A 22,686-nucleotide genomic window follows, 5' to 3' on the forward strand; every position below is an offset into this window, starting at 1 on the left:
GGTCCTAGAAGACCGGGACGCCGTCCCGGGTCAGCTTCCAGTCCACCGAGGCGAACAGGGCCGGGTCGACCGTCCCCTTCGCCTGCACCCACTGGATGATCGTGTTGCGGATCTCGTCCGAGTTGGCCCACAGCTGCTGGGCGCCCGCGATGTGCGGGAACGCGCCGCCGCCGCTCGCCCGGTAGTTGTTGACCGCGAGGACGAACTTCGCCGCCGGGTCCAGCGGCTTGCCCTCGAAGGACAGGTTCACGATCCGGGAACCGGCCGGCTCGGCGATGTCGATGTCGTACGTGAGCCCGGAGACGGCGTCGTAGTTGTAGTCCGGGGTGTTGTCCGCGTTGGTCAGCTTCGCGGTGTCGACCGGAGCACCCGCCGGGGTCCGGACGTAGTACTTCGCCGAGTACTCCAGGTAGTCCTTGAGCTGGGCGCCCGTCATCAGACGGGCCTCCAGGGTGTTCTCGAAGGGGTACAGACCGGCGGCGTCCTTGATGGAGACCTGCCCGGCCGGGATGCGGGCCGTGCGGGAGAAGCACGAGGCCTGCGAGAGGACCGGCAGGGCCGCGTGGGCGCCGCCCGCGAGCGCCGCCTTCACGGTCTCGGCCTGGACCACGTTGATCAGGTCGATGATCGGCTCGTCCTTCCACGGCGCGTCGACCGTGGTCATGACGGCGGTGGAGGTGCCGATGATCTGGTTGACGTACGCGACGACCTTCTTGTGCTCGTCGCCGAGCAGCCCGGTGATCTCCGGGTCCTCCGCCACCGTGTTGGAGTTGAGGACCTGCGCGGCGACCTTCTCGACGGTCCAGCAGCCCTTCTCCCACACCAGGTCGAAGTCGAAGAGGGTGAGGCGCTGGCCCCACTTCAGCGGCTCGGACAGGACGACGTCCTTGCCGGTCTCCTTGTTCTTCACCCGGTACTCGGGGATCTCGGTGTGCGCGTGGCCGACGAGGATCGCGTCGATGCCCGGCACCTGCTCGGCGACGAGCCCGGCCGCGTTCTCGATGTGGGGGAGCTGGTCACCGTACGAGGAGGTGCCGCTGGAGCCGGAGTGCGCCGAGACGATCACCACGTCCGCGCCCATCGAGCGCAGCTTGGGCACCCACTTCGCGGCCTGCTCCTCAAGACCGGGGAAGACCATCCTGCCGCTGACGTTCGCCTTGTCCCAGATGGCGATGCCGGGGTTGGTCAGGCCGAGTATCGCGACCTTGACGTCCTTGCCGTGCGGGGTGCGCAGCCGGTGCATGCTGTACGGGGCGAAGGCCGGGCGCAGGGTCTTGGCGTCGAGCGCGTTGGCGCCCAGCAGCGGGAAGTCGCACTGCTCCTCGAACTTGCGCAGCACCGGGATGCCGTAGTTGAACTCGTGGTTGCCGAGCGCGGCGGCGTCGTAGCCGATGGCGTTCATGGCCTGGGCCATCGGGTGGACCGGGCCGCGGCGGGCGGTGATCGGGTCGACCTTGGCGTAGTAGTACGACAGCTGGGTGCCCTGGATGGTGTCGCCGGCGTCGATGAGGAGGGTGTTGCGGCGGCCCTTCTCCTCGCGGACCTGGTCGACCAGGGTGGAGATCTTGGCGAGGCCGACGTCGTTGTGGGCCTTGTCGTCGAACTCCTTGTCCGTGAAGTAGTCCCAGTTGAAGACGTTGCCGTGCAGGTCGGTGGTGCCCATCACGGTGAAGGAGTACCGCTTCTGCGGACGCGGGCGGCCGTGGCCATGGGCCTCGGCCGGAACGGCGACGGCTCCGGCGACGGCCACTCCGGCCCCGGCGGCGGCCGAGCGCTCCAGGAACGTCCTGCGGTTCAGCGGCATGTGTTCTCTCCCCTTGTGGTTCTGTGCCGTCGGCGCCGACCGTGGCGCACAACGCGCGTAGATTCTGGCTCAGACTGCACGTCGGCAACAGACCTATCGGGTTACGGAGTGGGAAAGTGTTCGGTGGACGATCGTGACCGAACACGGAGGAGTCAGGACGTGACGCAGGAACACGCGACCCCGGAAGCACCCCAGGTGACGGTCCGTGGGGAGGGGCGGCTGGAGGTCGACCCGGAGCTCGCCCGGATCTGGGTGGCCGTCTCCGCCCGGGGCCCCGACCGGTCGGCGACCCTGGCCGACCTCACCCGACGCAACACCCTGGTGCTCGACCTGGTCAAGGCACAGGGATCCGCGGTGGAGAAACTGGAGACGGGCAGCTTCTCCATCTCCCCCGAGCTGACCCGCAAGGGGCGCGGGGAACGCGTGCACGCCTTCCACGGCCGGGTGCGGGTCACGGCCGAACTGACCGACTTCACCGTGCTGGGAGAGCTGGTGACCCGGCTCGCCGACCTGGAACTGACGAGCGTCGACGGGCCGTGGTGGAGCCTGCGCCCGGCCTCCCCTTCGTACGCGGAGGCGCGCCGGCTCGCCGTGACGGAGGCGGTGGCACGGGCGCGGGCGTACGCCGAGGCGCTCGGCACCTCGCTCGACTCACTCCTCGAACTGTCGGACGCGGCGAGCGCGGACCCGCTGAGGCCGACGCGGGCCGCCTTCGGCTCGGCGGCGGTGGCGTACTCGGCGGAGGGAGTCGCGGACGCCCCGCCGCTCGACCTCGAACCGCAGCGCCAGACGGTCACCGCCGAGGTCGTGGCGCGCTTCACGATGCGGCCGCCCGCACTCTGAGACCCAGGGGGCGTCCGGCGGATCATGCCCGGGGCGCGGGGCGCGGGGCGCGAAAATCGCTCATCGGAGCACCCCGGCGCACATATTCAAGACTTGTCAACAGCCTTTCACGGAAAGGTTGTTGAGTAGTCATGTCCCGCCAACTCGCTACTGGCGGGTAAGCCCTAGGCTCGACTCATGCGCCGAGCGAAAATCGTTTGTACCCTTGGGCCCGCCACCGAAACATACGACCAGATCAAGGCGTTGATCGAGGCCGGAATGGACGTGGCCCGCCTCAATCTCAGCCACGGCTCGTACACCGAGCACGAGGAGCGCTACCAGCGCGTGCGCAAAGCCTCCGACGAGACCGGCCGCAGCGTCGGTGTCCTCGCCGACCTTCAAGGCCCGAAGATCCGCCTCGGCCGCTTCCGCGAAGGTCCCGTACTCCTTGAACGCGGCGACGAGTTCACCATCACCGTCGAGCCGACGGAAGGCGACCGCCACTGCTGCGGCACGACCTACTCCGGCCTCGCGGCGGACGTCACCGCCGGTGAGCGCATCCTCGTCGACGACGGCCGCGTCACCCTGGAGGTCACCTCCGTCGACGGGCCCCGGGTGAACACCCTCGTCATCGAAGGCGGCATGGTCTCCGACAACAAGGGCCTCAACCTGCCCGGCGTCGCCGTCTCCGTCCCCGCCCTGTCCGAGAAGGACATCGAGGACCTCCGCTGGGCGCTGCGCATCGGCGCCGACGTCATCGCCCTCTCCTTCGTCCGCAGCGCCCGGGACATCGTCGACGTCCACCGGATCATGGACGAGGAAGGGCGCCGACTGCCCGTCATCGCCAAGATCGAGAAGCCGCAGGCCGTCGAGAACATCGAGGAGATCGTCGCCGCCTTCGACGGCATCATGGTCGCCCGCGGCGACCTGGGCGTCGAGATGCCCCTGGAGCAGGTGCCGATCGTCCAGAAGCGCGCCGTGAAGCTGGCCAAGCGGAACGCCAAGCCGGTCATCGTCGCCACCCAGATGCTCGACTCGATGATCGACAACTCCCGGCCCACCCGCGCCGAGGCCTCCGACGTCGCCAACGCCGTCATCGACGGCACCGACGCCGTGATGCTCTCCGGCGAGACCAGCGTCGGCCGCTTCCCGATCGAGACCGTCCGCACCATGAGCCGGATCGTCGAGGCCGCGGAGGAGGACGTCCTCGGCAAGGGCCTGCCGCCGCTGACCGAGCGGAACAAGCCCCGAACCCAGGGCGGCGCGGTGGCCCGCGCGGCCGCCGAGATGGGTGACTTCCTCGGCGCCAAGTTCCTCGTCGCCTTCACGCAGTCCGGCGACACGGTCAAGCGGCTCTCCCGCTACCGCTCGCCGATCCCGCTGCTCGCCTTCACGCCCGACCCGGCGACGCGCTCCCAACTCAACCTCACCTGGGGCGTCGAGACCTTCCTCGGCCCGCACGTCGACTCGACGGACGCGATGGTGGCCCAGGTGGACGAGGAACTGCTGCGGATCGGTCGCTGCCGGAAGGGCGACATCGTGGTCATCACGGCAGGCTCCCCGCCGGGAGTCGCGGGCTCGACGAACCTGGTGCGGGTCCACCACATCGGAGATCCGCTGACGTAGGGGTCAGTGCTTGGGACCCACGTGCGCGTCCATGAGGGCGACGGAGGCTTTGCGGGCGACGGAGATGTTGTACGGCTTTCCGTGGCGGGTGCAGTGGGTCCATTCGATGCCCAGCATGTCGAGGGTGTCGGTGTAGAGCTGCCGGATGTCGTCCGAGATGTTGGTGAACCAGTACCGCGGGTACTCGTAGCGCTTGCGCTCCCCGTTCACGATGCGAGTGGTCCAGTTCATGGTCCGGCAGCCGTCCGAGTGGATCAGCCCGCGAATGAACTCCCAGGGGTGTGCCTCGACGATCTCCTGCTGCCAGGGCTCCAAAGCGATCTCGCGTTCGTGCTTCTTGCCGGGCCCGTGCTGAGGAAACATGCATGTCCAGTGCTTCGTGAAGGACTTCACCTCGGCACACCCCTGCCTTGACCGTCGCCGAACGCTAGGCATCGGCATGACGCGGCGCATGGCGTCCTCGGCTGCGTCGATCAGCCCTGGCCATGAGGCGGTGCAGAAGATCGACAGGTGGTGCTGCTTCGTCTTGGAGGTGATGTGGCCGTCTCCGAGGTAGAGCCCCAGGAGGTAGGCGTAGGCCGGTGCGTCGAATGTCCGACCAGTGCACCTGGGGCAATCCGTCGGGTGCTGGTATCGGACGCCGCGTCGTCGCCGGTCCTCTGAGAGCCACCAACCGACCGTGCCACGCGGCACGTTGAGTTGCTCGGCGACTGCCCTATTGCTCAGACCTCGGCGGAGGAGTGCGAGCGCTTCTTCGCGAATCGAAGGATTGTGCTGCTCCATGTCGGCAGCTTGGCTCGGCAGTGACTCCCCTGCAGGGAATCGAAGGGGTGTTCACCGTGACGAGTGAAGATCGCCAACCTATAGGATTCCTTGGAATCGAAGGTAGAGTGCCCCGGGTGGGATTCGAACCCACGCTGTATGGTGTTTGAGACCATCGCCTCTCCCGCTGGGCTACCGGGGCTCCTTCGAAACGAAGGTCGGTGGCAACCTGCTGTGTCTCAAACATACAGGACCTAGGTAGGCTCATGTAGCAGTACCTGCCCCGCAACGAGGAGCCCCCGTGACCGCCCCCGAGTCGCCCCAGCCCGCCGACGACGCCGAGGCGTCGCACGTCCCGCCGCTGACGACCCGCGTCGTCATCGCAGAGGACGAGGCCCTCATCCGCCTCGATCTCAAAGAGATGCTGGAGGAAGAGGGCTACACGGTCGTCGGCGAGGCCGGTGACGGTGCCACCGCCGTCGAGCTCGCCCGCGAGCACCGCCCCGACCTCGTCATCCTCGACGTGAAGATGCCCGTCCTCGACGGCATCTCGGCCGCCGAGAAGATCGCCGGCGAGTCCATCGCCCCGGTCCTCATGCTCACCGCCTTCTCGCAGCGCGAGCTCGTCGAGCGGGCCCGGGACGCCGGTGCCATGGCGTACCTGGTGAAGCCGTTCAGCAAGAGCGACGTCGTGCCGGCCATCGAGATGGCCGTCTCCCGCTTCGCCGAGCTGCGCGCCCTGGAGCTGGAGATCGCGGACCTCTCCCAGCGCCTGGAGACCCGCAAGCTGGTGGACCGCGCCAAGTCGATCCTGCAGACCCAGTACGGGCTGACGGAGCCGGCCGCGTTCCGCTGGATCCAGAAGACGTCCATGGACCGGCGCATGTCCATGCAGCAGGTCGCCGAGGCCGTCATCGAGGACGCCGAGGAGAAGAAGGCGGCCAAGGGCCAGTAGCCCACGCCCGACGCCCCGTACGCGTACGGAGAAGGCCCGCCCCACGACGTTGTGGGGCGGGCCTTCTGTCCTTGGTGCCGACCTGGTGGGTCAGTCCTCGCCGAGGTACGCCTTGCGGACGGACTCGTCGTGGAGCAGGTTCTGGCCGGTGCCCGAGAGCACGACCTTGCCGATCTCCATCACGTGACCGTGGTCCGCGAGGGCGAGCGCGGCCTGGGCGTTCTGCTCGACGAGCAGGATCGTGGTGCCCTGGGCCTTCAGCTCGGCGATGGTCGCCATGATCTTCTGCATCATGATCGGCGAGAGACCCATCGAGGGCTCGTCGAGCATGAGCAGCTTCGGCTGGGACATCAACGCCCGGCCCATGGCGAGCATCTGCTGCTCACCGCCGGAGAGCGTGCCGGCCGCCTGCTTGCGACGCTCGCCCAGGATCGGGAAGAGGTCGTAGGCGCGCTGGACGTCCTTGGCGATGCCCGCGGTGTCCTTCCGGAGGAAGGCGCCGAGGAGGAGGTTCTCCTCGATGGTCATCCGGGGGAAGATGTGCCGGCCCTCGGGGGAGTGGGCCAGACCCAGCGAGACGATCTTGTGCGCGGGGATCTTGCGGAGGGACTTGCCCTCGAACTTGATCTGGCCGCCGACCGGCTTGAGGAGCCCGGAGAGGGTCCGCAGGGTGGTGGTCTTCCCGGCGCCGTTGGTGCCGATGAGGGTGACGACCTCACCGGCGTCGACGGAGAAGGAGATGCCCTTGACGGCCTCGATCTTTCCGTAGGCGACGCGCAGGTCCTCGACTTCGAGCAGTGCGGTCATGCGTCGTTCTCCTTGCCCGAACCGGGGTCTTGCGTGGTGTCCTCCGAGGAGGTCTCCTCGGCAGCCGGCGTCTCGTCGTCGGAGGCCTCGGGGGCCTCCGGGGCGTCGCCCGAAGGCGCGTCCTCGGCAGCCTCGTCGTCGGAGGCCTCGTCGGCCTCGTCCTCGGACGGAACCTCCTTCGCCGGAGCGTCCTTCGCCGGAGCCGCCTCGGCGGGCGCCTCCTTGGACAGCGCGTCCTTGGCGGGGGCCTCCTCCACGGGAGCTTCCTCCGCCGGCGCGGCGTCCGCGACGGGCTCGCCCAGGTAGGCGGCGATGACCCGCTCGTCGCTCTGGACGGTCTGGCTGTCGCCCTCGATCAGCTTCTGCCCCTGGACGAGCACGGCGACCCGGTCGCAGAGGTTGAAGATGAACCGCATGTCGTGCTCGATGACGAGCACGGCGATGCCCATGTCCCGGATGGCGAAGATGAGTTCCTCCGCCGCCCGCGTCTCCTGCGGGTTCATGCCGGCGGTGGGCTCGTCGAGCAGGATCAGACCGGGGTCGCTCGCGAGGGCGCGGGCGATCTCCAGCTTGCGCTGCTCTCCGTACGGGAGGTTCTTGGCGAGGTGCTGCGCCTTGTCCTGGAGGCCGATGAACTCCAGGAGTTCCATGGCCCGCTCCGTCGCCTCCGCCTCGGCCTTCTTGAAGCCGGGCAGACGCAGCAGCGCCGACCAGAGGCCCTGCTTCATCCGGGTGTGGCGTCCGACGAGGACGTTCTCCAGGACCGTCATGTTGTGGAAGAGACGGATGTTCTGGAAGGTGCGGGCGATGCCGGCGTCGGTGACCTTGAAGGACGTGGGCGGCAGGACCTTGCCCTTGTACCGGACTTCACCCTCGGTGGGGACGTAGAGGCCGGTGAGGCAGTTGAAGAAGGTGGTCTTGCCGGCGCCGTTGGGGCCGATCAGACCGACGATCTCGCCGCTGTTCACGGTGAGGTCGACATTGCGCACGGCGGTGAGGCCGCCGAAGCGCATCGTGACCCCGCGGGCGTCGAGCACGGTCTCGCGGGCGACGGGCTCCGTGGAGTCCGCGGCCTTCGTGGTGGTGGTCGTCATGGTTCAGGCACCTGCCTTGGCGAGCGTGGCGGGCGTCTCGTCCTTCTCGTGGAACTCCAGCTGGTTGCGCCGGTTGGCGATCATGCCCTCCGGGCGGAAGCGCATGAGCAGGATCAGCGCGACGCCGAAGGCGAGGAGCTGGTACTCGCCCATGAACTGGAGCTTGTTCGGGATGAGGAAGAGCAGCGAGGCACCGACCAGCGGACCGCTCATCGTGCCCATGCCGCCGAGGACGACGGCCGCGAGCAGGAAGGCGGAGTTGGGCGGGATCGGTCCGGCGAAGAGGTACTGCTCCGGGGTCACCGTGTAGGTGACGTGGGCCTGCACGGTGCCGGCGAGACCGGCGAGCGAGGCGCCGAGCGCGAAGGCGATGAGCTTGACCCGGAAGCCGTTGATGCCCATGGCGAGCGCGGCGGTCTCGTCCTCGCGGATGGCGACCCAGGCGCGGCCGATACGGGAGTCGCCGCTGCGCCGGAAGACCAGCACGACGACCGCCATGATCAGCAGCATCAGGAAGAAGTAGTTGGCGAAGCGGCCGATCGTGAAGCCGGCGATCGAGTGCTCGGCGCCGAAGTCGAACCCGAACATGCTCAGGTTCGGGATGGACGCGATGCCGTTGGAGCCGTTGGTGATGTCCGGACCGGAGGTGCCGTCGGTGTTCATGACGGCGATGCGGAAGATCTCACCGAAACCGAGCGTCACGATGGCGAGGTAGTCGCCGCGCAGTCGCAGGGTCGGGGCGCCGATGAGGACACCGAAGACCAGGGAGGCTCCGGCGCCGACCAGGATGGCGGCCCAGAAGGGGAGGTGCACGCCGAAGGGGGAGCTCGGGGCGCCCGAGACGAGGGCGGCCGCGTAGGCGCCGACGCCGAGGAAGGCGACGTAACCGAGGTCGAGGAGACCGGCGAGGCCGACGACGATGTTCAGGCCCAGGGCGACCGTGGCGAAGATCAGGATGTAGACGCCGAGCGTCGCGTACTGGTCGTCGGTCTGGGTGAAGGGGAAGAGCGCCGCGGCCGTGAACGCGCCCGCGATGGAGAGGTTCTGGTGCTTCTTGGTGAGCTGCGTGGCCTGCTGCATGAGGCCCGACTTGTTGACCGCCGCGAAGCCGAGGCCCGCCGTGATCAGGAAGCCGAGGAACAGCTCGTCGTACTCGGTGCCGATGCCGTAGGTGAAGACGCCGAGCGCCACGGCGAGGATGCCCGTGATGATCAGGATCTCGACGGAGGAGTGCATCGAGGGCAGTCGGCGCACGGGGCCGGTCGCGAAGGCGGCCTTGAAGGTGGCCCAGCCGTTGCTCCAGCTGTGCTTGAACTGGTCCCAGCCGGTGTCCTCCGGGTCGACGGGCAGCACCTTGGGCCGCTCGAAGGGGAGGGCGAGCGCGCCGAGGAGGGCGAGCAGGCTGGCGAGCGCGAGGAGTGCGCCGCCCGGCTCCAGGTTGACCGGGCCGCCGAGTTCGAGGCTGATCGCGCCGACGGTGAACCAGGCGGTGGCGAAGGAGGCGAGCGCGGCGAGCTTGAGAGCCGCGTCGGCGCCTGCCGGGGTCAGCCAGCGGGTGCCCTTGACGCCGTAGGAGGAGAGGGCGAAGAGGGTGGTGAGCAGGCCCAGGACCAGGACCTGCATCTGGAGGCCGGCGGGGGAGCCGTAGAACGTGAGGTCGCCGGGGAAGCGGGCGGTCCAGGTCCAGGCGGTGAAGCAGCTGGCGACGGTGAGGGCGCCGCCGCCCAGGGTGAGGGCGCGGGCGATGCCGATCGGCACGAAGCCGATGAGACCGGTCGCCGCAGCGGGCTCGGAGGCCGCTGCCGCCTTGGGGTTCTCGGAGATGGTGGTCATGGTGCTCACGCCCTGTCCGCGACGCGCTCGCCGAGGAGGCCTTGTGGCCGGGCGAGGAGTACGACGATGAGGAGTACGAAGGCCCAGACGTCGGCCCAGGACTGGCCGCCGAGCTGCTGCATGCCGGGGACGTGGCTGATGTACGCCGTCGCCAGGGTCTCGGCGACACCGAGGACGACTCCGCCGATCATGGCTCCGTAGATGTTGCCGATGCCGCCGAGGACCGCGGCCGTGAAGGCCTTGAGTCCGAGGAGGAAGCCCATCTTGTAGTCGACGACGCCGTACTTGAGGCCGTAGGCGACGGCGCCGACGGCGGCCATCGCGGCGCCGAGGGCGAACGCGATCATGATGATGCGGTCGGTGTTGACGCCCATGAGCTTCGCGGTGTCCGGGTCCTGCGCCGTGGCCTGCATGCCGCGCCCGGTGCGGGTGCGCATGACGAAGAAGGCGAGGAAGGCCATGCAGACGGGGGCGGCGATCAGGAGGAAGACGTCGCCGGTCTGGATGGTGACCGGGCCGAGCTCGATCGGGCCGCCGGGGATCTGCGGGAAGGTCCGGGCGGACTTCGCCTCGGGGTACTTGGCCCAGACGATCTGCTGGAGGGCCAGCGAGAGGCCGATGGCCGTGATGAGCGGGGCGAGGCGTGGGCCACCGCGGAGCGGACGGTACGCGAGCCGTTCCGCGCCGACGGCTATCGTCGTCGCGACGAGAATGGCACCGATGATCATGAGGGGCAGTGCGACCCACATGGTGGTGCCGCCGGGCAGGATGAGCCAGACCGTGAGCGCCCCGAAGCCGCCGGTCATGAAGATCTCGCCATGGGCGAAGTTGATGAGCTGGACGATGCCGTAGACCATCGTGTAGCCGACGGCGACGAGCCCGTACATGGATCCCAGTAGCAGGCCGTTGACCAGCTGCTGCGGCAGTTCGTTCACCGCATTGTCCTCCGAGACTTTCGACGGATGTGACACCGCGCGGGGAGCCAGGTGCGGCCCCCCGCGCGGTGAAGGTGGTGCTGAGTGGTGGGGTTGATCAGCCGCCGAAGGTGCCGGACTTGACCGGCTTGAAGGCGCCGCCCTCGACCTTGTAGACCGTCAGCTGCTTGTTGGTGGTGTCACCGAACTCGTCGAAGGCGACCGAACCGGTCACGCCCTCGAAGGAGACGCCCTGCATGGCCTCGACGACCTTGGCGCGCTCGGGGACCTTGCCGCCGTTGCCCTCGGTGGCCTTCTTGACGGCCTCGATGATCGCCCAGGTCGAGTCGTAGGCGTAGCCGCCGTAGGCCTCGTAGGCCTCCTTGTAGTTCTCGGCCTTGTAGTTGGCCAGGAACTCCTTGGCGGAGGGGAGGGTCTCGATCGGCGCGCCGACCGAGGTGGCGATGTCGCCGTCGGCCGCGGCCGGGCTGGCGAGCTTCACGTACTCGGGGCTGAAGATCGCGTCGCCGCCGACGACGGTGACCTTCGCGCCGGCCGCCTTGATCTGCTTGGCCAGCGGGCCGCCGGCCGGGTACTCGCCACCGTAGTAGACGACGTCGGCGCCGGAGCTCTTCACCTGGGTGGCGACGGCGCTGAAGTCCTTGGTGTCCGGGTTGATGTGCTGCGTGCCGACGACCTTGCCGCCGAGCTTCTCGAACTCGCCCTTGAAGGTGCCCGCGAGGCCGGCGCCGTAGGTCTTCTTGTCGTCGATGATGAAGGCCTTGGTCTTCTTGGCCTCCTTGAAGACGTACTGGGCGGCGAACGGGCCCTGGATGGCGTCCGTGGTGGCGGTGCGGAAGTACGACTTGTAGCCGCGCTTCTTCTCGCCGCCGCTCCAGTTGATGCCCTGGCTCAGCGACGGGTTGGTGTTGGCCGGGGAGACCTGCACCAGCTTCGCGTCGTCGAAGACCTTCTGCATGGACTCGGCGACGCCGGAGTTCAGCGGGCCGACGACGCCGAGGACGGACTTGTCGGCGACGAACTTGGTGGCGTTCTGCTGGCCGGAGGAGGGCTGCGCCTGGTCGTCCAGGGACTCCAGCTTGAAGGTGACGCCCTTGACGTAGGACTTCTTGTTGGCCGTCTTGACCGCCAGGTCGGCCGAGTTCTTGATGCCGAGGCCGAGGGCCGACAGCTCGCCCGTGAGGGGCGCGTCGAGACCGATGGTCACGGTGACGTTGCCGCCGTCACCGTTCTCGGCGGCGCCACCCTTGTCGTCGCGCGAACCACAGGCGGTGAGGGTGAGTGCTCCCGCGGTGACCGCGGTGGTGAGTATGAGCATCGAACGGTTTCGCACGAAGGGTCCTTTCCCTGGCGCGGCCCCCTCGGATGAGGCGGTGCCGTGAAGCTGCGGAGCGAGGGGTGCCGTTTTGGAACGCCGGGCCGTACTGGAGTTGGTACAGGGCCGTGCAGTAGAACGCGCCCGGCGGCGCGGTGACTGGCGGTGACTCTAAGCGCAGGTGGGGAGGGTCGGGGAGCGCCGAGGACAGGATGTGACTGTCTTGTTATGCCGACGGGGAAAGAGTGTGCGCGTCGCCTGGGAAAACCAGGACATAGAGGTCTGTAATGCGGTGTTCACATAGTGAGAACGCGCAGTTCCGCTAAGGGGCTTGAGCGATTCTTGGTACTGACGGTCCGCTCAGCGGACTCTCCGGATATCGGACAACGGCAGAAACCTGAGCGGACGAACCGGCCCCTCCGCTTCGGTATGCGCCACATCTTGTGCATGTGACACAGCGTGACGAAATCGGGGGTGGAGGGCCGCTCGGGAACGCCGAAGGGGCGGCACCCGTAGGTGCCGCCCCTTGGTCGTGCGTCGCTGGTCAGACCGCCTGTGTCACCGCTCAGGCGTTCCGGGTGTCCGGAATGTTGGACGCGTCCTTCGCGGTGACCTCACGCAGCAGACACGTCAGCCGCGCCGTGCACACCCGCTTGTCCTGCTCGTCGGTGATCACGATCTCGTACGTGGCGGTCGACCGCCCGCGGTGCACCGGCGTCGCCACGCCGGTCACCAGACCGCTGCGCACCCCGCGGTGATGGGTGCAGTTCAGGTCGACGCCCACCGCGATCTTCGACACCCCGCCGTGCAGCATCGAGCCGATCGAGCCCAGCGTCTCCGCGAGCACGGCCGAGGCGCCGCCGTGCAGCAGACCGTACGGCTGGGTGTTGCCCTCCACCGGCATGGTGCCGACGACCCGCTCGGCGGAGGCCTCGAGGATCTGGACTCCCATCCGGTTCCCCAGGTGCCCGGCCGAGAAGAGCGCCGGGAGGTCGACACCCAGCGCCGCGTACTCGTCGAGGACCTCCTGCGGGAACTTCACGTGCTGCTGCTCACCCATGCCCGGCTCCGTTCGTTTCGTACGTCTTCGTACGGCTGGTCTTCCTGAGCTGCCTGAGCAAACGCTTAGGCGGAGGCGGATTCTTCCAGACGGACGATCACGGACTTGCTCGCGGGGGTGTTGCTGACGTCCGCCGTCGACTCCAGCGGCACCAGTACGTTCGTCTCCGGGTAGTAGGCCGCGGCGCAGCCCCGGGACGTCGGGTAGTGCACCACCCGGAAGCCGGGAGCCCGCCGCTCGCTGCCGTCCGTCCACTCGCTCACCAGGTCCGCGTACGCCCCGTCTGCGAAGCCCAGAGCGGCCGCGTCCTCGGGATGGACCAGGACGACCCGGCGGCCCCCCTTGATGCCCCGGTAGCGGTCGTCGAGGCCGTAGATCGTGGTGTTGTACTGGTCGTGCGAGCGCAGCGTCTGCAGCAGCAGCCGGCCCTCCGGCACCCTCGGGTACTCCACGGGCGCCGCCGTGAAATTGGCCTTGCCGGTCTTCGTCGGGAAGCGGCGCTCGTCGCGCGGTCCGTGCGGCAAGCGGAAGCCGCCCGCGTTCGCCGCCAGACGGGCGTTGAAGTCCTCGAAACCGGGCACCACGCGCGCGATGCGGTCCCGGATCGTGGCGTAGTCGGCCTCGAACTCCTCCCAGGGCGTGGCCGATCCGTCGCCCAGGACGGCGCGGGCCATCCGCGCCACGATCGCCGGCTCGGACAGCAGGTGCGGGCTCGCGGGCGGCAGATTGCCCCGCGAGGCGTGCACCAGGCTCATCGAGTCCTCGACCGTCACGAACTGCTTGCCGCTCGCCTGCACGTCCTTGTCGGTACGGCCGAGCGTGGGCAGGATCAGCGCGCGCGTGCCCGTGACCGCGTGCGAGCGGTTCAGCTTCGTCGAGACGTGGACGGTCAGCCGGGCACGGCGCATCGCCGCCTCCGTCACCTCCGTGTCGGGCGTCGCCCCCACGAAGTTGCCGCCCATCGCGAAGAACACCTTCGCCTCGCCGTCCCGCAGCGCCTGGATGGACCGGACCACGTCGAAGCCGTGGTGGCGCGGCGAGACGATCCCGAACTCCTTGTCCAGGGCGTCGAGGAAGGCGGGCGCGGGCCGCTCGAAGATCCCCATCGTGCGGTCGCCCTGCACGTTCGAATGGCCGCGCACCGGGCAGACCCCGGCGCCCGGCCGGCCGATGTTGCCGCGCAGCAGGAGGAAGTTGACGACCTCGCGGATCGTCGGCACCGAGTGCTTGTGCTGGGTGAGGCCCATCGCCCAGCACACGACGGTCCGCTCGGAGGCGAGCACCATCTCCAGGGCCCGCTCGATCTCGGAGCGGTCCAGACCGGTCGCGGCGAGGGTCTCGTCCCAGTCGGCCTCCTTGGCCGCCGCCACGAACTCCTCGTAGCCGTGGGTGTGTTCGCGTACGAACTCCTCGTCGACCGCCCCGGCCGTCTCCAGGACCAGCTTGTTGAGGAGCCGGAAGAGGGCCTGGTCGCCGCCGATCCGGATCTGGAGGAAGAGGTCGTTGAGCGCGGCACCCTTGAGCATGCCCTGCGGGGTCTGCGGGTTCTTGAACCGCTCCAGGCCCGCCTCGGGCAGCGGATTGACCGAGATGATCCGCGCGCCGCCCGCCTTGGCCTTCTCCAGGGCCGACAGCATGCGCGGGTGGTTCGTGCCGGGGTTCTGCCCGGCCACGATGATCAGGTCCGCCCGGTGCAGGTCCTCAAGGGAGACACTGCCCTTGCCGATGCCGATGGTCTCCGTCAGCGCCGACCCCGAGGACTCGTGGCACATGTTGGAGCAGTCCGGCAGGTTGTTCGTACCGAACTCGCGGGCGAAGAGCTGCAGCAGGAACGCCGCCTCGTTGCTCGTCCGCCCCGAGGTGTAGAAGAGCGCCTCGTCGGGCGAGGCGAGCGCCCGCAGCTCCTCCGCCAGGATCGCGAAGGCCCGCTCCCAGGTCACCGGCTCGTACCGGTCGCCGCCCTCCGGCAGCAGCATCGGCTCGGTGATCCGGCCCTGCTGGCCGAGCCAGTACCCGCTGCGGGTCGCCAGGTCCGCCAGCGGGTGCGCGGCGAAGAACTCCGGGGTCACCCGGCGCAGCGTCGCCTCCTCGGCGACCGCCTTCGCGCCGTTCTCGCAGAACTCCGCCACATGCCGCTTGTCCCCTTCGGGCCAGGCGCAGCCGGGACAGTCGAAGCCGTCCTTCTGGTTGACCTTGAGCAGGGTCCGCGCGGTGCGCCGCAGCCCCATCTGCTCCTGGGCGATCCGCAGGGTGTGCCCGATGGCGGGCAGCCCGGCGGCGGCGTGCTGCGGCGGCGTGACCTGCGGTGCGTCCTGGACCGGGTCGCCGACCGGCGGCTTGCTGACCATCGCGCTCTCCCTTGAGCGGTAATCCTGCGGCGTACGTCTCCGATCCTGTCACGCGGTGGCGACAGCCCGGCACCCCGCCGGTGCGGGCGGGATCGGTGGGCGGGATTGTCAGTCGTCCGTGGCAGGATCGTCATGTGGCCGAGACAGCATCGAAGAACCCCGCAGACACCCGCCCCCGCCTGCTCCTCATGGACGGGCACTCGCTCGCGTACCGGGCGTTCTTCGCGCTGCCCGCGGAGAACTTCACCACCGCGACCGGACAGCCGACGAACGCGATCTACGGGTTCGCCTCGATGCTGGCGAACACGCTGCGCGACGAGGCGCCCACGCACTTCGCCGTCGCCTTCGACGTGTCCCGCAAGACCTGGCGGTCCGAGGAGTTCCCGGAGTACAAGGCGAACCGCTCCAAGACCCCCGACGAGTTCAAGGGGCAGGTCGAGCTGATCGGCGAGCTCCTCGACGCGATGAACGCGCCGCGCTTCGCCGTCGACGGCTTCGAGGCCGACGACGTCATCGCGACCCTCGCCACCCAGGCCGAGGCCGCGGGCTTCGAGGTCCTGATCGTCACCGGCGACCGGGACTCGTTCCAGCTGGTCTCCGACCACACCACGGTGCTCTACCCGACCAAGGGCGTCTCCGAGCTCACCCGCTTCACCCCGGAGAAGGTCCAGGAGAAGTACGGACTGACCCCCTCGCAGTACCCCGACTTCGCGGCCCTGCGCGGCGACCCGTCGGACAACCTGCCCGGCATCCCCGGAGTCGGCGAGAAGACCGCCGCCAAGTGGATCAACCAGTTCGGTTCCTTCGACGAGCTCGTCGAGCGCGCCGAGGAGGTCAAGGGCAAGGCCGGGCAGAACTTCCGTGACCACCTGGAATCGGTCAAGCTCAACCGTCGCCTGACCGCGATGGTCACCGACGTCGAGCTGCCGAAGGGCGTGACCGACCTCGCCCGCGAGCCGTACGACCGCGGGGCCGTCGCCCTCGTCCTCGACACCCTGGAGATCCGCAACCCCTCGCTGCGCGAGCGGCTCCTCGCCGTCGACCCGGGCGCCGCCGAGGACACCGCCCCGGCCCCGGAGGCGGGCGTCGAGATCGACGGCACCGTCCTCGGCGCCGGCGAGCTCGCCCCCTGGCTCGCCGAGCACGGCACCGAACCCCTCGGCATCGCCACCGTCGACAGCTGGGCCCTCGGCACGGGGAACGTCGGCGAGATCGCCCTCGCCGCCGCCGGAGGCGCCGCCGCCTGGTTCGAGCCGAGCACGCTCGACGAGGCCGACGAGCAGGCCTGGGCCGCCTGGATCGCCGATGCCGACCGGCCGAAGGTCATGCACAACGCCAAGGGCGCCATGCGGGTCTTCCCCGAGCACGGCTGGAGCATCGCGGGCGTCACCATGGACACCGCTCTCGCCGCCTACCTCGTCAAGCCCGGCCGGCGCTCCTTCGCGCTCGACGCACTCTCCGTCGAGTACCTCCACCGCGAGCTCGCCCCCGCGGCCGCCGCCGACGGCCAGCTCGCCTTCGGCGCCGACGACACCGCCGAGGCCGAGGCCCTCATGACCCAGGCGCGGGCCGTCCTCGACCTCGCCGTGGCCTTCGAGGAGAAGCTCGGCGAGGTCGGCGCACGTGACCTCCTCCACGAGGTCGAGCTGCCCACCTCCGCCCTCCTCGCCCGCCTGGAGCGGCACGGCATCGCAGCCGACCGCGACCACCTGGAGGCCATGGAGCAGCAGTTCGCCGGCGCCGTCCAGCAGGCCGTGAAGGAGGCGCACGCCTCCGTCGGCCACGAGTTCAACCTCGGCTCGCCCAAGCAGCTCCAGGAGGTCTTCTTCGGCGAGCTCAACCTGCCGAAGACCAAGAAGACCAAGACCGGATACACGACGGACGCGGACGCGCTCGCCTGGCTGGCCGGCCAGACCGAGCACGACCTGCCCGTCATCATGCTCCGCCACCGCGAGCAGGCCCGGCTGCGCTCCACCGTCGAGGGCCTCATCAAGACCGTCGCCGCCGACGGCCGGATCCACACCACCTTCAGCCAGACCGTCGCCGCCACCGGCCGTCTCTCCTCCACCGACCCCAACCTGCAGAACGTGCCGGTACGGACGGACGAGGGCCGCGCCATCCGGCACGGCTTCGTCGTCGGCGAGGGCTTCGAGGCCCTCATGACCGCCGACTACAGCCAGATCGAACTGCGCGTCATGGCCCACCTCTCCGAGGACGAGGGCCTCCTGGAGGCCTTCACCTCCGGCGAGGACCTCCACACCACGGTCGCCTCCCAGGTCTTCTCCGTCGAGCGGTCCGCCGTCGACGCCGAGATGCGCCGCAAGATCAAGGCCATGTCGTACGGCCTGGCCTACGGCCTCTCCGCCTTCGGCCTCTCCCAGCAGCTGAACATCGACCCGGGCGAGGCCCGCGGCCTGATGGACACCTACTTCGAGCGCTTCGGCGGGGTACGGGACTACCTGCGCCGGGTCGTCGACGAGGCCCGCGCCACCGGCTACACCGAGACGATGCTGGGCCGCCGCCGCTACCTGCCCGACCTCAACAGCGACAACCGCCAGCGCCGCGAGGCCGCCGAGCGGATGGCGCTCAACGCCCCGATCCAGGGCACGGCCGCCGACATCGTGAAGGTCGCCATGCTGAACGTCGACCGGGCGCTGACGGAAGCGGGCCTCGCCTCCCGCATGCTCCTCCAGGTCCACGACGAAATCGTGCTCGAACTCGCCCCCGGCGAGCGCGAGCAGGTCGAGGCCCTGGTGCGCGAGCAGATGTCGGCAGCGGCCGACCTCCGCGCCCCCCTCGACGTCTCGGTGGGCGTAGGCCACGACTGGGACTCCGCGGCCCACTGACGACGGAGCCCGGGGGAGGGCGGCCACACGGAACGGCGCCCTCTGCCGGGCCCGGGCTTCCGGGCCTGAACCGGCACCACGGGGGCGCCGCGCAGGGGTGCGGGACCGGCCCCGGAAGCTGTGCGCCAGGTGGACCAGTAAGGGAGCGGGCCCAAGGCCCGGCTCCCGAAACTGGCAGCATGCTCACGCGCCGCCGGTCCCGCCTCACCGCCTGCGCCCTGCTCGGCGCCCTCCTGGGGGCGTCGGGCACCGCCTGGCCCGCCGAGGCCGAAGCGCACCGCGCAGCCGCACTCTGCACCTCGACCCGCGACCCCACCCTCGCCGCCCGCCTGTCCCAGGACATCGCGGCCGCGCTCAAGGACCGCCACGGCCAGGTGTCCGTCGCCGTCCACGACCCCGGGCGCGGGCTGCGCTGCGGGCTCGGCGACACCCTGGCGTACGACTCGGCCAGCATCGCCAAGGTCCTCATCCTGCAGGCCGTCCTCGGACGCGCCGAGGAACTCGGCAGGGCGCCCACCGCGCCGGAGTCCCGGCGGATGAAGGCGATGATCACCACCTCCGACAACACCGCCGCCACCGAACTGTGGGCGGGCCTCTCCCGCGCCCGGCTGAACAGGGTGCTGCGCGAGGCCGGAGCCCAGGACACCGTCCTCGGCCGCGCCCGCTACTGGGGCCTCACCCGCACCACCGCCCGGGACCAACTGGCCCTGCTCGCCGCCGTCTCACGCCGCACCGAGGCGATGAAACTGATGGGCCGGGTCGTCCGCCACCAGGCCTGGGGCGTCACCGCGGGCGCGCCCCGTACGGTCAAGGTCCACCTCAAGAACGGCTGGCTGCACCGCGCCACCCATGCCTGGCGCGTCCACAGCGTCGGCATCGCACGACCGGCGGCGGGCACCACGGACACCGAGGCGGTCGACTACCGGATCGCCCTCCTCAGCCACGACAACCCCACCCTGCGGTACGGCGTCCGCACCCTGGAGGGCGTCTCGCTCGCCGTGCACCGCAGACTCTCCGGCGCCGCCGCGGCCCGCGGCTTCACCCCGCCGGAGAAGATCAGCGAGATCCCTGACGGGAGCGCTCCGCACGAGGAGCCGGGCGGCCCTCTCCCTCGGGCGCCGGGGGAGGGGTGGCCGGGGCCGGCGGCCCCGGATCCGGCGCTGCTCCCAGGAGGCGCGCCCCCGTCCCGTACAGCACGAGCCCGACGGCGAGCCCCGCGCCGGCCCCGAAGCAGGCCGTCGGAATGACGTCCAGGGGCGTCTCGATCCGGTCCCAGCCCCAGTACGACGCCCAGCGCAGCACCCGGTGGGCGACCCCGGCGAGGACGCAGCCGCCGATGAGCCCGGCCGCGAGCAGCCGTCCGCGCCGGCCCGGGACCCGCACCCGGGCCGGCAGCTCCGCACCCGGGGCGGCGGACCGGAGGGCCCGCGCCGTGAACCAGCCGAGGAGTCCCAGGGCCAGCGCCGAACCGCCGTACTGCGCATAGAGATAGACGGGGAACCCGGCCACGATGTCCCCGAGGAACGGGATCATCCGGGTCCCCCAGCGGTCGAGGTGGGTGAACGAATCCCACACCACATGGGTCGTCGAGCCGACGACCGCGGAGAGACCGAACCACCCGGCGAGCACGGCCGGGTGCCGGTCGCGCCACGCGTCGCCCCGGACGAGCCCGTACACCCGCCCGCGCCACCGGGCGGGCAACAGCGCCACGAGCGGCTCACGCACGGTCAGCCACAGGGCCACGAGCGCGGCGGTGATCAGCACGTCGGCCGTGACGATCCCGACGGGGGAGTGGGTCACGTCCCCGAGGACCATCGCCCCGGGGAAGGCCGTCGCGGCGAAATAGGTCATGTCGGGCGCGAAGGAGCCCGCGACGAGAGCGGACGCGACCAGCGGTCCGCGCGCGGTCCCGTTCCGGCGCAGCCCGGGCAGTACGGCAGCGGCATGGCTCAGCGTGAACGGCAACGGGAGTTCCCCCAGGATCCGGTGGTGACGGCCGGGGTACATCATCGGCCGCAGTGCAAGAGGCGCCCGACCCTCCGCCCGGTTCCCGCGGCAGGGGCGCCCGGCCCTCCGTCTCTGCCCGATCGTTGCCCGGAGGTGCCTGGTTCTCCGCTCCGGCTCCCGCCCGGGCCCCGACCGGCCGCCCCTTTGTGCCTGGTCGGGGAGGTCTGCAGGCAGCCGAGAGGTGACGAAAGCGTGAAAGCCGATCAGGCGCCGGTGCCCGGTGGTCCGGAGTTGGCATAGGGTCGCCGGAGGTCTCACGCGGGGAGCGTGGGACCTCAGTCGAGGGGGAAGGGACCACGGACATGTCAGCGCACTTGAGCCGCAGGCTGCGCAAGGGGGCCACCAGCGGTGCGGTGGTGGCTGCGGCGGTCGCTGCGCTCGCCGCCTCGCAGGCGCCGGAGATGGCCACGCCGCCCGCCGACAACGCCGGCGGTGACCGGACCATCGGCGCCGGGGACACCGCGCCGCCGTCCGGCGACGGCTCCGCCACCGGCGACTCGCCGTACTACACGGAACTGCCCCCGCTGGCCACGCCGAACAAGCCCGGGGCCGCCACCAACCTGCCGGTCATCACCGGGCCGGCCGAGGCCGGCATACCCGCGTCCGTGCTCTCCGCCTACAAGCGCGCCGAGCAGTCGATCCGTTCGACCGCCCCCGGCTGCAACCTGCCCTGGCAGCTGCTCGCCGGCATCGGCAAGGTCGAGTCCGGACAGGCGAGCGGAGGCCGGGTCGACGCCAACGGCACGACGCTCAAGTCGATCCTCGGTCCCGCCCTCGACGGCAACGGGTTCGCCCTCATCTCCGACACCGATCGTGGCGCCTACGACGGTGACACCAAGCACGACCGTGCCGTCGGCCCGATGCAGTTCATCCCGTCCACCTGGGCCACCTGGGGCCAGGACGCGAACAGCGACGGGAAGAAGGACCCGAACAACATCTACGACGCCGCGCAGGCCGCCGGTCTCTACCTCTGCGCCAACGACCGCAACCTCGCGCTCAAGGCGGACCTCGACCGGGCGATCCTCAGCTACAACCGCTCGACGGAGTACCTGAACACGGTCATGTCCTGGTTCACGTACTACCAGCGCGGCACCCACCAGGTCCCGGACGGCACGGGAGTGCTGCCGGTCGACCGCAGCGACGACCGGGGTCAGGGCAACCGCCGCCGTCCCGCCTCGCCGTCCCCGACGCCCCCCGCTCCGAAGCCGTCCGAGCCGGGCACCCCGAAGCCCTCTCCGACGAAGCCGGGCGGGCCCTCGGAGGTCACCCCGTCTCCGACGAAGCCGGTCACGCCGACCAAGCCCCCGGTCACTCCGCCGACGAAGCCGCCGACCGTCCCGCCGGCCCTCAAGGTCGCGCGACTCGCGACCGTCTCCACCGGAGAACTGACCGCGACCACCGAGAGCGCCTTCGCCAAGGCGGTGACGGTCGCGGCGCTCGACGCCTCGGGCACGCCGGTCACCGGGGTGAGCATCCGCTTCGAGATCACCGGCACCACAGACACCCGCTTCTCCGGCGGCGCGACGACCGCCACCGTCACCACCGGATCGGCAGGCCTCGCCGCCGCCCCCGCGCTGCGGGCGGGCGAGAAGACCGGGCCGTTCACGGTCAAGGCCACCGTGGTGGGCAACAGCTCGAAGGCGGCCGCGTTCACGGCGACCGTGACCGAACGCCGGGCGGACACCCTCGCCCGAGTCGCCGGTGACCCCCTGTCGGCCACCACCGGTACCGCCTTCACCCAGCCCGCGCAGGTGAAGGCCACCGACAAGGGCGCGCTCGCCCCCGGTGTGCTCGTCACCGCCGTGATCGTCGCCTCCGCGACGGACACCGAGGAGAGCGCCGAGGGCCCGTACTTCAAGAGCGCGGCGGGCAACGTCCGTACGCTCGTCCTGAAGACCGACGCCAACGGCCTGATCTCCCTCAAGGACCTCTTCGCGGGCGACAAGGCGGGCGAGTTCGTGCTGCGCCTGACCGCGCCCGGCGGTGGGAAGACGGAGATCAAGCTGACGGTCACCGCACCCACCCCGACCCCGGAGCCGACCCCTACTCCGACGCCGACCCCGGAGCCGACGCCCTCCGGCACCGGCTCGCCCGAGGCCTCTCCCTCGCCCTCGGCCTGACGCACCCGCCGCCCGCGCGGCCCGCGTTCCCCTCGCGCCGTTCCTCCGCCCCACCGGGCGGAGGGGCGGCGCTTCGCGTTCCCCGGTCGCGAAGGTCCGGTGACGCGACGGTCCGACGGTGTCCCGGTGCAACGTGTTCTCATCTCGCGGCCGCGTTGCTACGGTGCCCCCGCCCTGACGACCTATCAGATCGCACCCCGGGAGGCCGACCATGCGCGCCCTCGTCGCCGCCGCCATCGGACTCGCCCCAGTCCTCCTCTTCGTCCTCCTCGTCTCCGTGGTCGATCTGCCGCCCGACGGACCCACCTCGCCCAAGCCGCTGCTGACCGCCGATCCCGGCCCCAAGAAGTAG

Annotated in this window: 16 protein-coding genes, 1 tRNA gene and 1 pseudogene; 7 read left to right on the forward strand and 11 right to left on the reverse strand. The window is 70.2% G+C overall.

What is annotated here, in order from left to right:
- Nucleotides 1-4: 4 nt before the first annotated feature.
- Nucleotides 5-1,804 (reverse strand): bifunctional metallophosphatase/5'-nucleotidase, encoded by a 1,800-nt coding sequence (locus OG259_RS30715; protein ID WP_328945210.1) that lies wholly within the window; start codon nucleotides 1,802-1,804, stop codon nucleotides 5-7.
- Between the two features lie 159 nt (nucleotides 1,805-1,963).
- Here OG259_RS30715 and OG259_RS30720 point away from each other — a divergent pair, with 159 nt between their 5' ends.
- The gene (locus OG259_RS30720) at nucleotides 1,964-2,647 is read left to right on the forward strand and encodes an SIMPL domain-containing protein (RefSeq protein ID WP_328945211.1); all 684 of its coding nucleotides are present in this window, start codon (nucleotides 1,964-1,966) and stop codon (nucleotides 2,645-2,647) included.
- 177 nt (nucleotides 2,648-2,824) lie between these two features.
- Nucleotides 2,825-4,252, forward strand: a complete 1,428-nt coding sequence (gene pyk, locus OG259_RS30725) for a pyruvate kinase (protein WP_328945212.1) — start codon at nucleotides 2,825-2,827, stop codon at nucleotides 4,250-4,252.
- A 3-nt stretch (nucleotides 4,253-4,255) separates the two neighbouring features.
- Here pyk and OG259_RS30730 read toward each other — a convergent pair whose 3' ends face one another.
- Together OG259_RS30730 and OG259_RS30735 are read right to left on the reverse strand one after the other, a co-directional pair.
- Entirely contained in the window at nucleotides 4,256-5,035 is a 780-nt protein-coding gene (locus OG259_RS30730) for a helix-turn-helix domain-containing protein (protein ID WP_328945213.1), read from the reverse strand.
- A gap of 108 nt (nucleotides 5,036-5,143) precedes the next feature.
- Nucleotides 5,144-5,216, reverse strand: a tRNA-Leu gene (locus OG259_RS30735).
- A 99-nt stretch (nucleotides 5,217-5,315) separates the two neighbouring features.
- Here OG259_RS30735 and OG259_RS30740 point away from each other — a divergent pair.
- Entirely contained in the window at nucleotides 5,316-5,969 is a 654-nt protein-coding gene (locus OG259_RS30740) for an ANTAR domain-containing response regulator (RefSeq protein ID WP_328945214.1), read from the forward strand.
- A 90-nt stretch (nucleotides 5,970-6,059) separates the two neighbouring features.
- Here OG259_RS30740 and OG259_RS30745 read toward each other — a convergent pair whose 3' ends face one another.
- The 7 genes from OG259_RS30745 to OG259_RS30775 form a co-directional block, all read right to left on the reverse strand.
- Nucleotides 6,060-6,776: an ABC transporter ATP-binding protein gene (locus OG259_RS30745; protein ID WP_024757294.1), complete on the reverse strand. Its 717-nt coding sequence runs from the start codon at nucleotides 6,774-6,776 to the stop codon at nucleotides 6,060-6,062.
- Nucleotides 6,773-7,870: an ABC transporter ATP-binding protein gene (locus OG259_RS30750; RefSeq protein ID WP_328945215.1), complete on the reverse strand. Its 1,098-nt coding sequence runs from the start codon at nucleotides 7,868-7,870 to the stop codon at nucleotides 6,773-6,775. The genes OG259_RS30745 and OG259_RS30750 overlap by 4 nt, the downstream gene beginning before the upstream one ends.
- Before the next feature lie 3 nt (nucleotides 7,871-7,873).
- Nucleotides 7,874-9,712 carry a branched-chain amino acid ABC transporter permease gene (locus tag OG259_RS30755; RefSeq protein ID WP_443052046.1) on the reverse strand — a complete coding sequence of 613 codons (1,839 nt, stop codon included), beginning with the start codon at nucleotides 9,710-9,712 and terminating at the stop codon, nucleotides 7,874-7,876.
- Complete coding sequence (locus OG259_RS30760) at nucleotides 9,709-10,638, reverse strand: branched-chain amino acid ABC transporter permease (RefSeq protein ID WP_328945217.1); 930 nt, start codon at nucleotides 10,636-10,638, stop codon at nucleotides 9,709-9,711. The genes OG259_RS30755 and OG259_RS30760 overlap by 4 nt, the downstream gene beginning before the upstream one ends.
- Before the next feature lie 97 nt (nucleotides 10,639-10,735).
- Nucleotides 10,736-11,956, reverse strand: a complete 1,221-nt coding sequence (locus tag OG259_RS30765) for a branched-chain amino acid ABC transporter substrate-binding protein (protein WP_443052149.1) — start codon at nucleotides 11,954-11,956, stop codon at nucleotides 10,736-10,738.
- Nucleotides 11,957-12,518: 562 nt separating this feature from the next.
- Nucleotides 12,519-13,013 carry a PaaI family thioesterase gene (locus tag OG259_RS30770; RefSeq protein ID WP_328945219.1) on the reverse strand — a complete coding sequence of 165 codons (495 nt, stop codon included), beginning with the start codon at nucleotides 13,011-13,013 and terminating at the stop codon, nucleotides 12,519-12,521.
- Nucleotides 13,014-13,078: 65 nt separating this feature from the next.
- Nucleotides 13,079-15,361, reverse strand: coding sequence for an FdhF/YdeP family oxidoreductase (locus OG259_RS30775; protein ID WP_328945220.1), 2,283 nt, complete (start codon nucleotides 15,359-15,361; stop codon nucleotides 13,079-13,081).
- Nucleotides 15,362-15,495: 134 nt separating this feature from the next.
- Here OG259_RS30775 and polA point away from each other — a divergent pair, with 134 nt between their 5' ends.
- Both polA and OG259_RS30785 read left to right on the forward strand, forming a co-directional pair.
- Complete coding sequence (gene polA / locus OG259_RS30780; RefSeq protein WP_443052047.1) at nucleotides 15,496-18,207, forward strand: DNA polymerase I; 2,712 nt, start codon at nucleotides 15,496-15,498, stop codon at nucleotides 18,205-18,207.
- Between the two features lie 545 nt (nucleotides 18,208-18,752).
- Nucleotides 18,753-19,082, forward strand: a pseudogene (locus tag OG259_RS30785) (serine hydrolase); the annotation flags it as partial.
- A gap of 181 nt (nucleotides 19,083-19,263) precedes the next feature.
- On the opposite strand, the gene OG259_RS30790 reads toward OG259_RS30785, so the two are convergent.
- Nucleotides 19,264-20,172 (reverse strand): DUF4184 family protein, encoded by a 909-nt coding sequence (locus tag OG259_RS30790; RefSeq protein ID WP_328947224.1) that lies wholly within the window; start codon nucleotides 20,170-20,172, stop codon nucleotides 19,264-19,266.
- A gap of 344 nt (nucleotides 20,173-20,516) precedes the next feature.
- On the opposite strand from OG259_RS30790, the gene OG259_RS30795 reads away from it, so the two are divergent.
- Together OG259_RS30795 and OG259_RS30800 are read left to right on the forward strand one after the other, a co-directional pair.
- Complete coding sequence (locus tag OG259_RS30795; protein WP_328945221.1) at nucleotides 20,517-22,334, forward strand: lytic transglycosylase domain-containing protein; 1,818 nt, start codon at nucleotides 20,517-20,519, stop codon at nucleotides 22,332-22,334.
- A 211-nt stretch (nucleotides 22,335-22,545) separates the two neighbouring features.
- A complete protein-coding gene (locus tag OG259_RS30800) occupies nucleotides 22,546-22,686 on the forward strand; it encodes an SPW_0924 family protein (protein ID WP_106975990.1) in 141 nt (46 codons plus the stop codon).

This window comes from Streptomyces sp. NBC_00250 (assembly GCF_036192275.1).
Classification (GTDB): Bacteria; Actinomycetota; Actinomycetes; order Streptomycetales; family Streptomycetaceae; genus Streptomyces.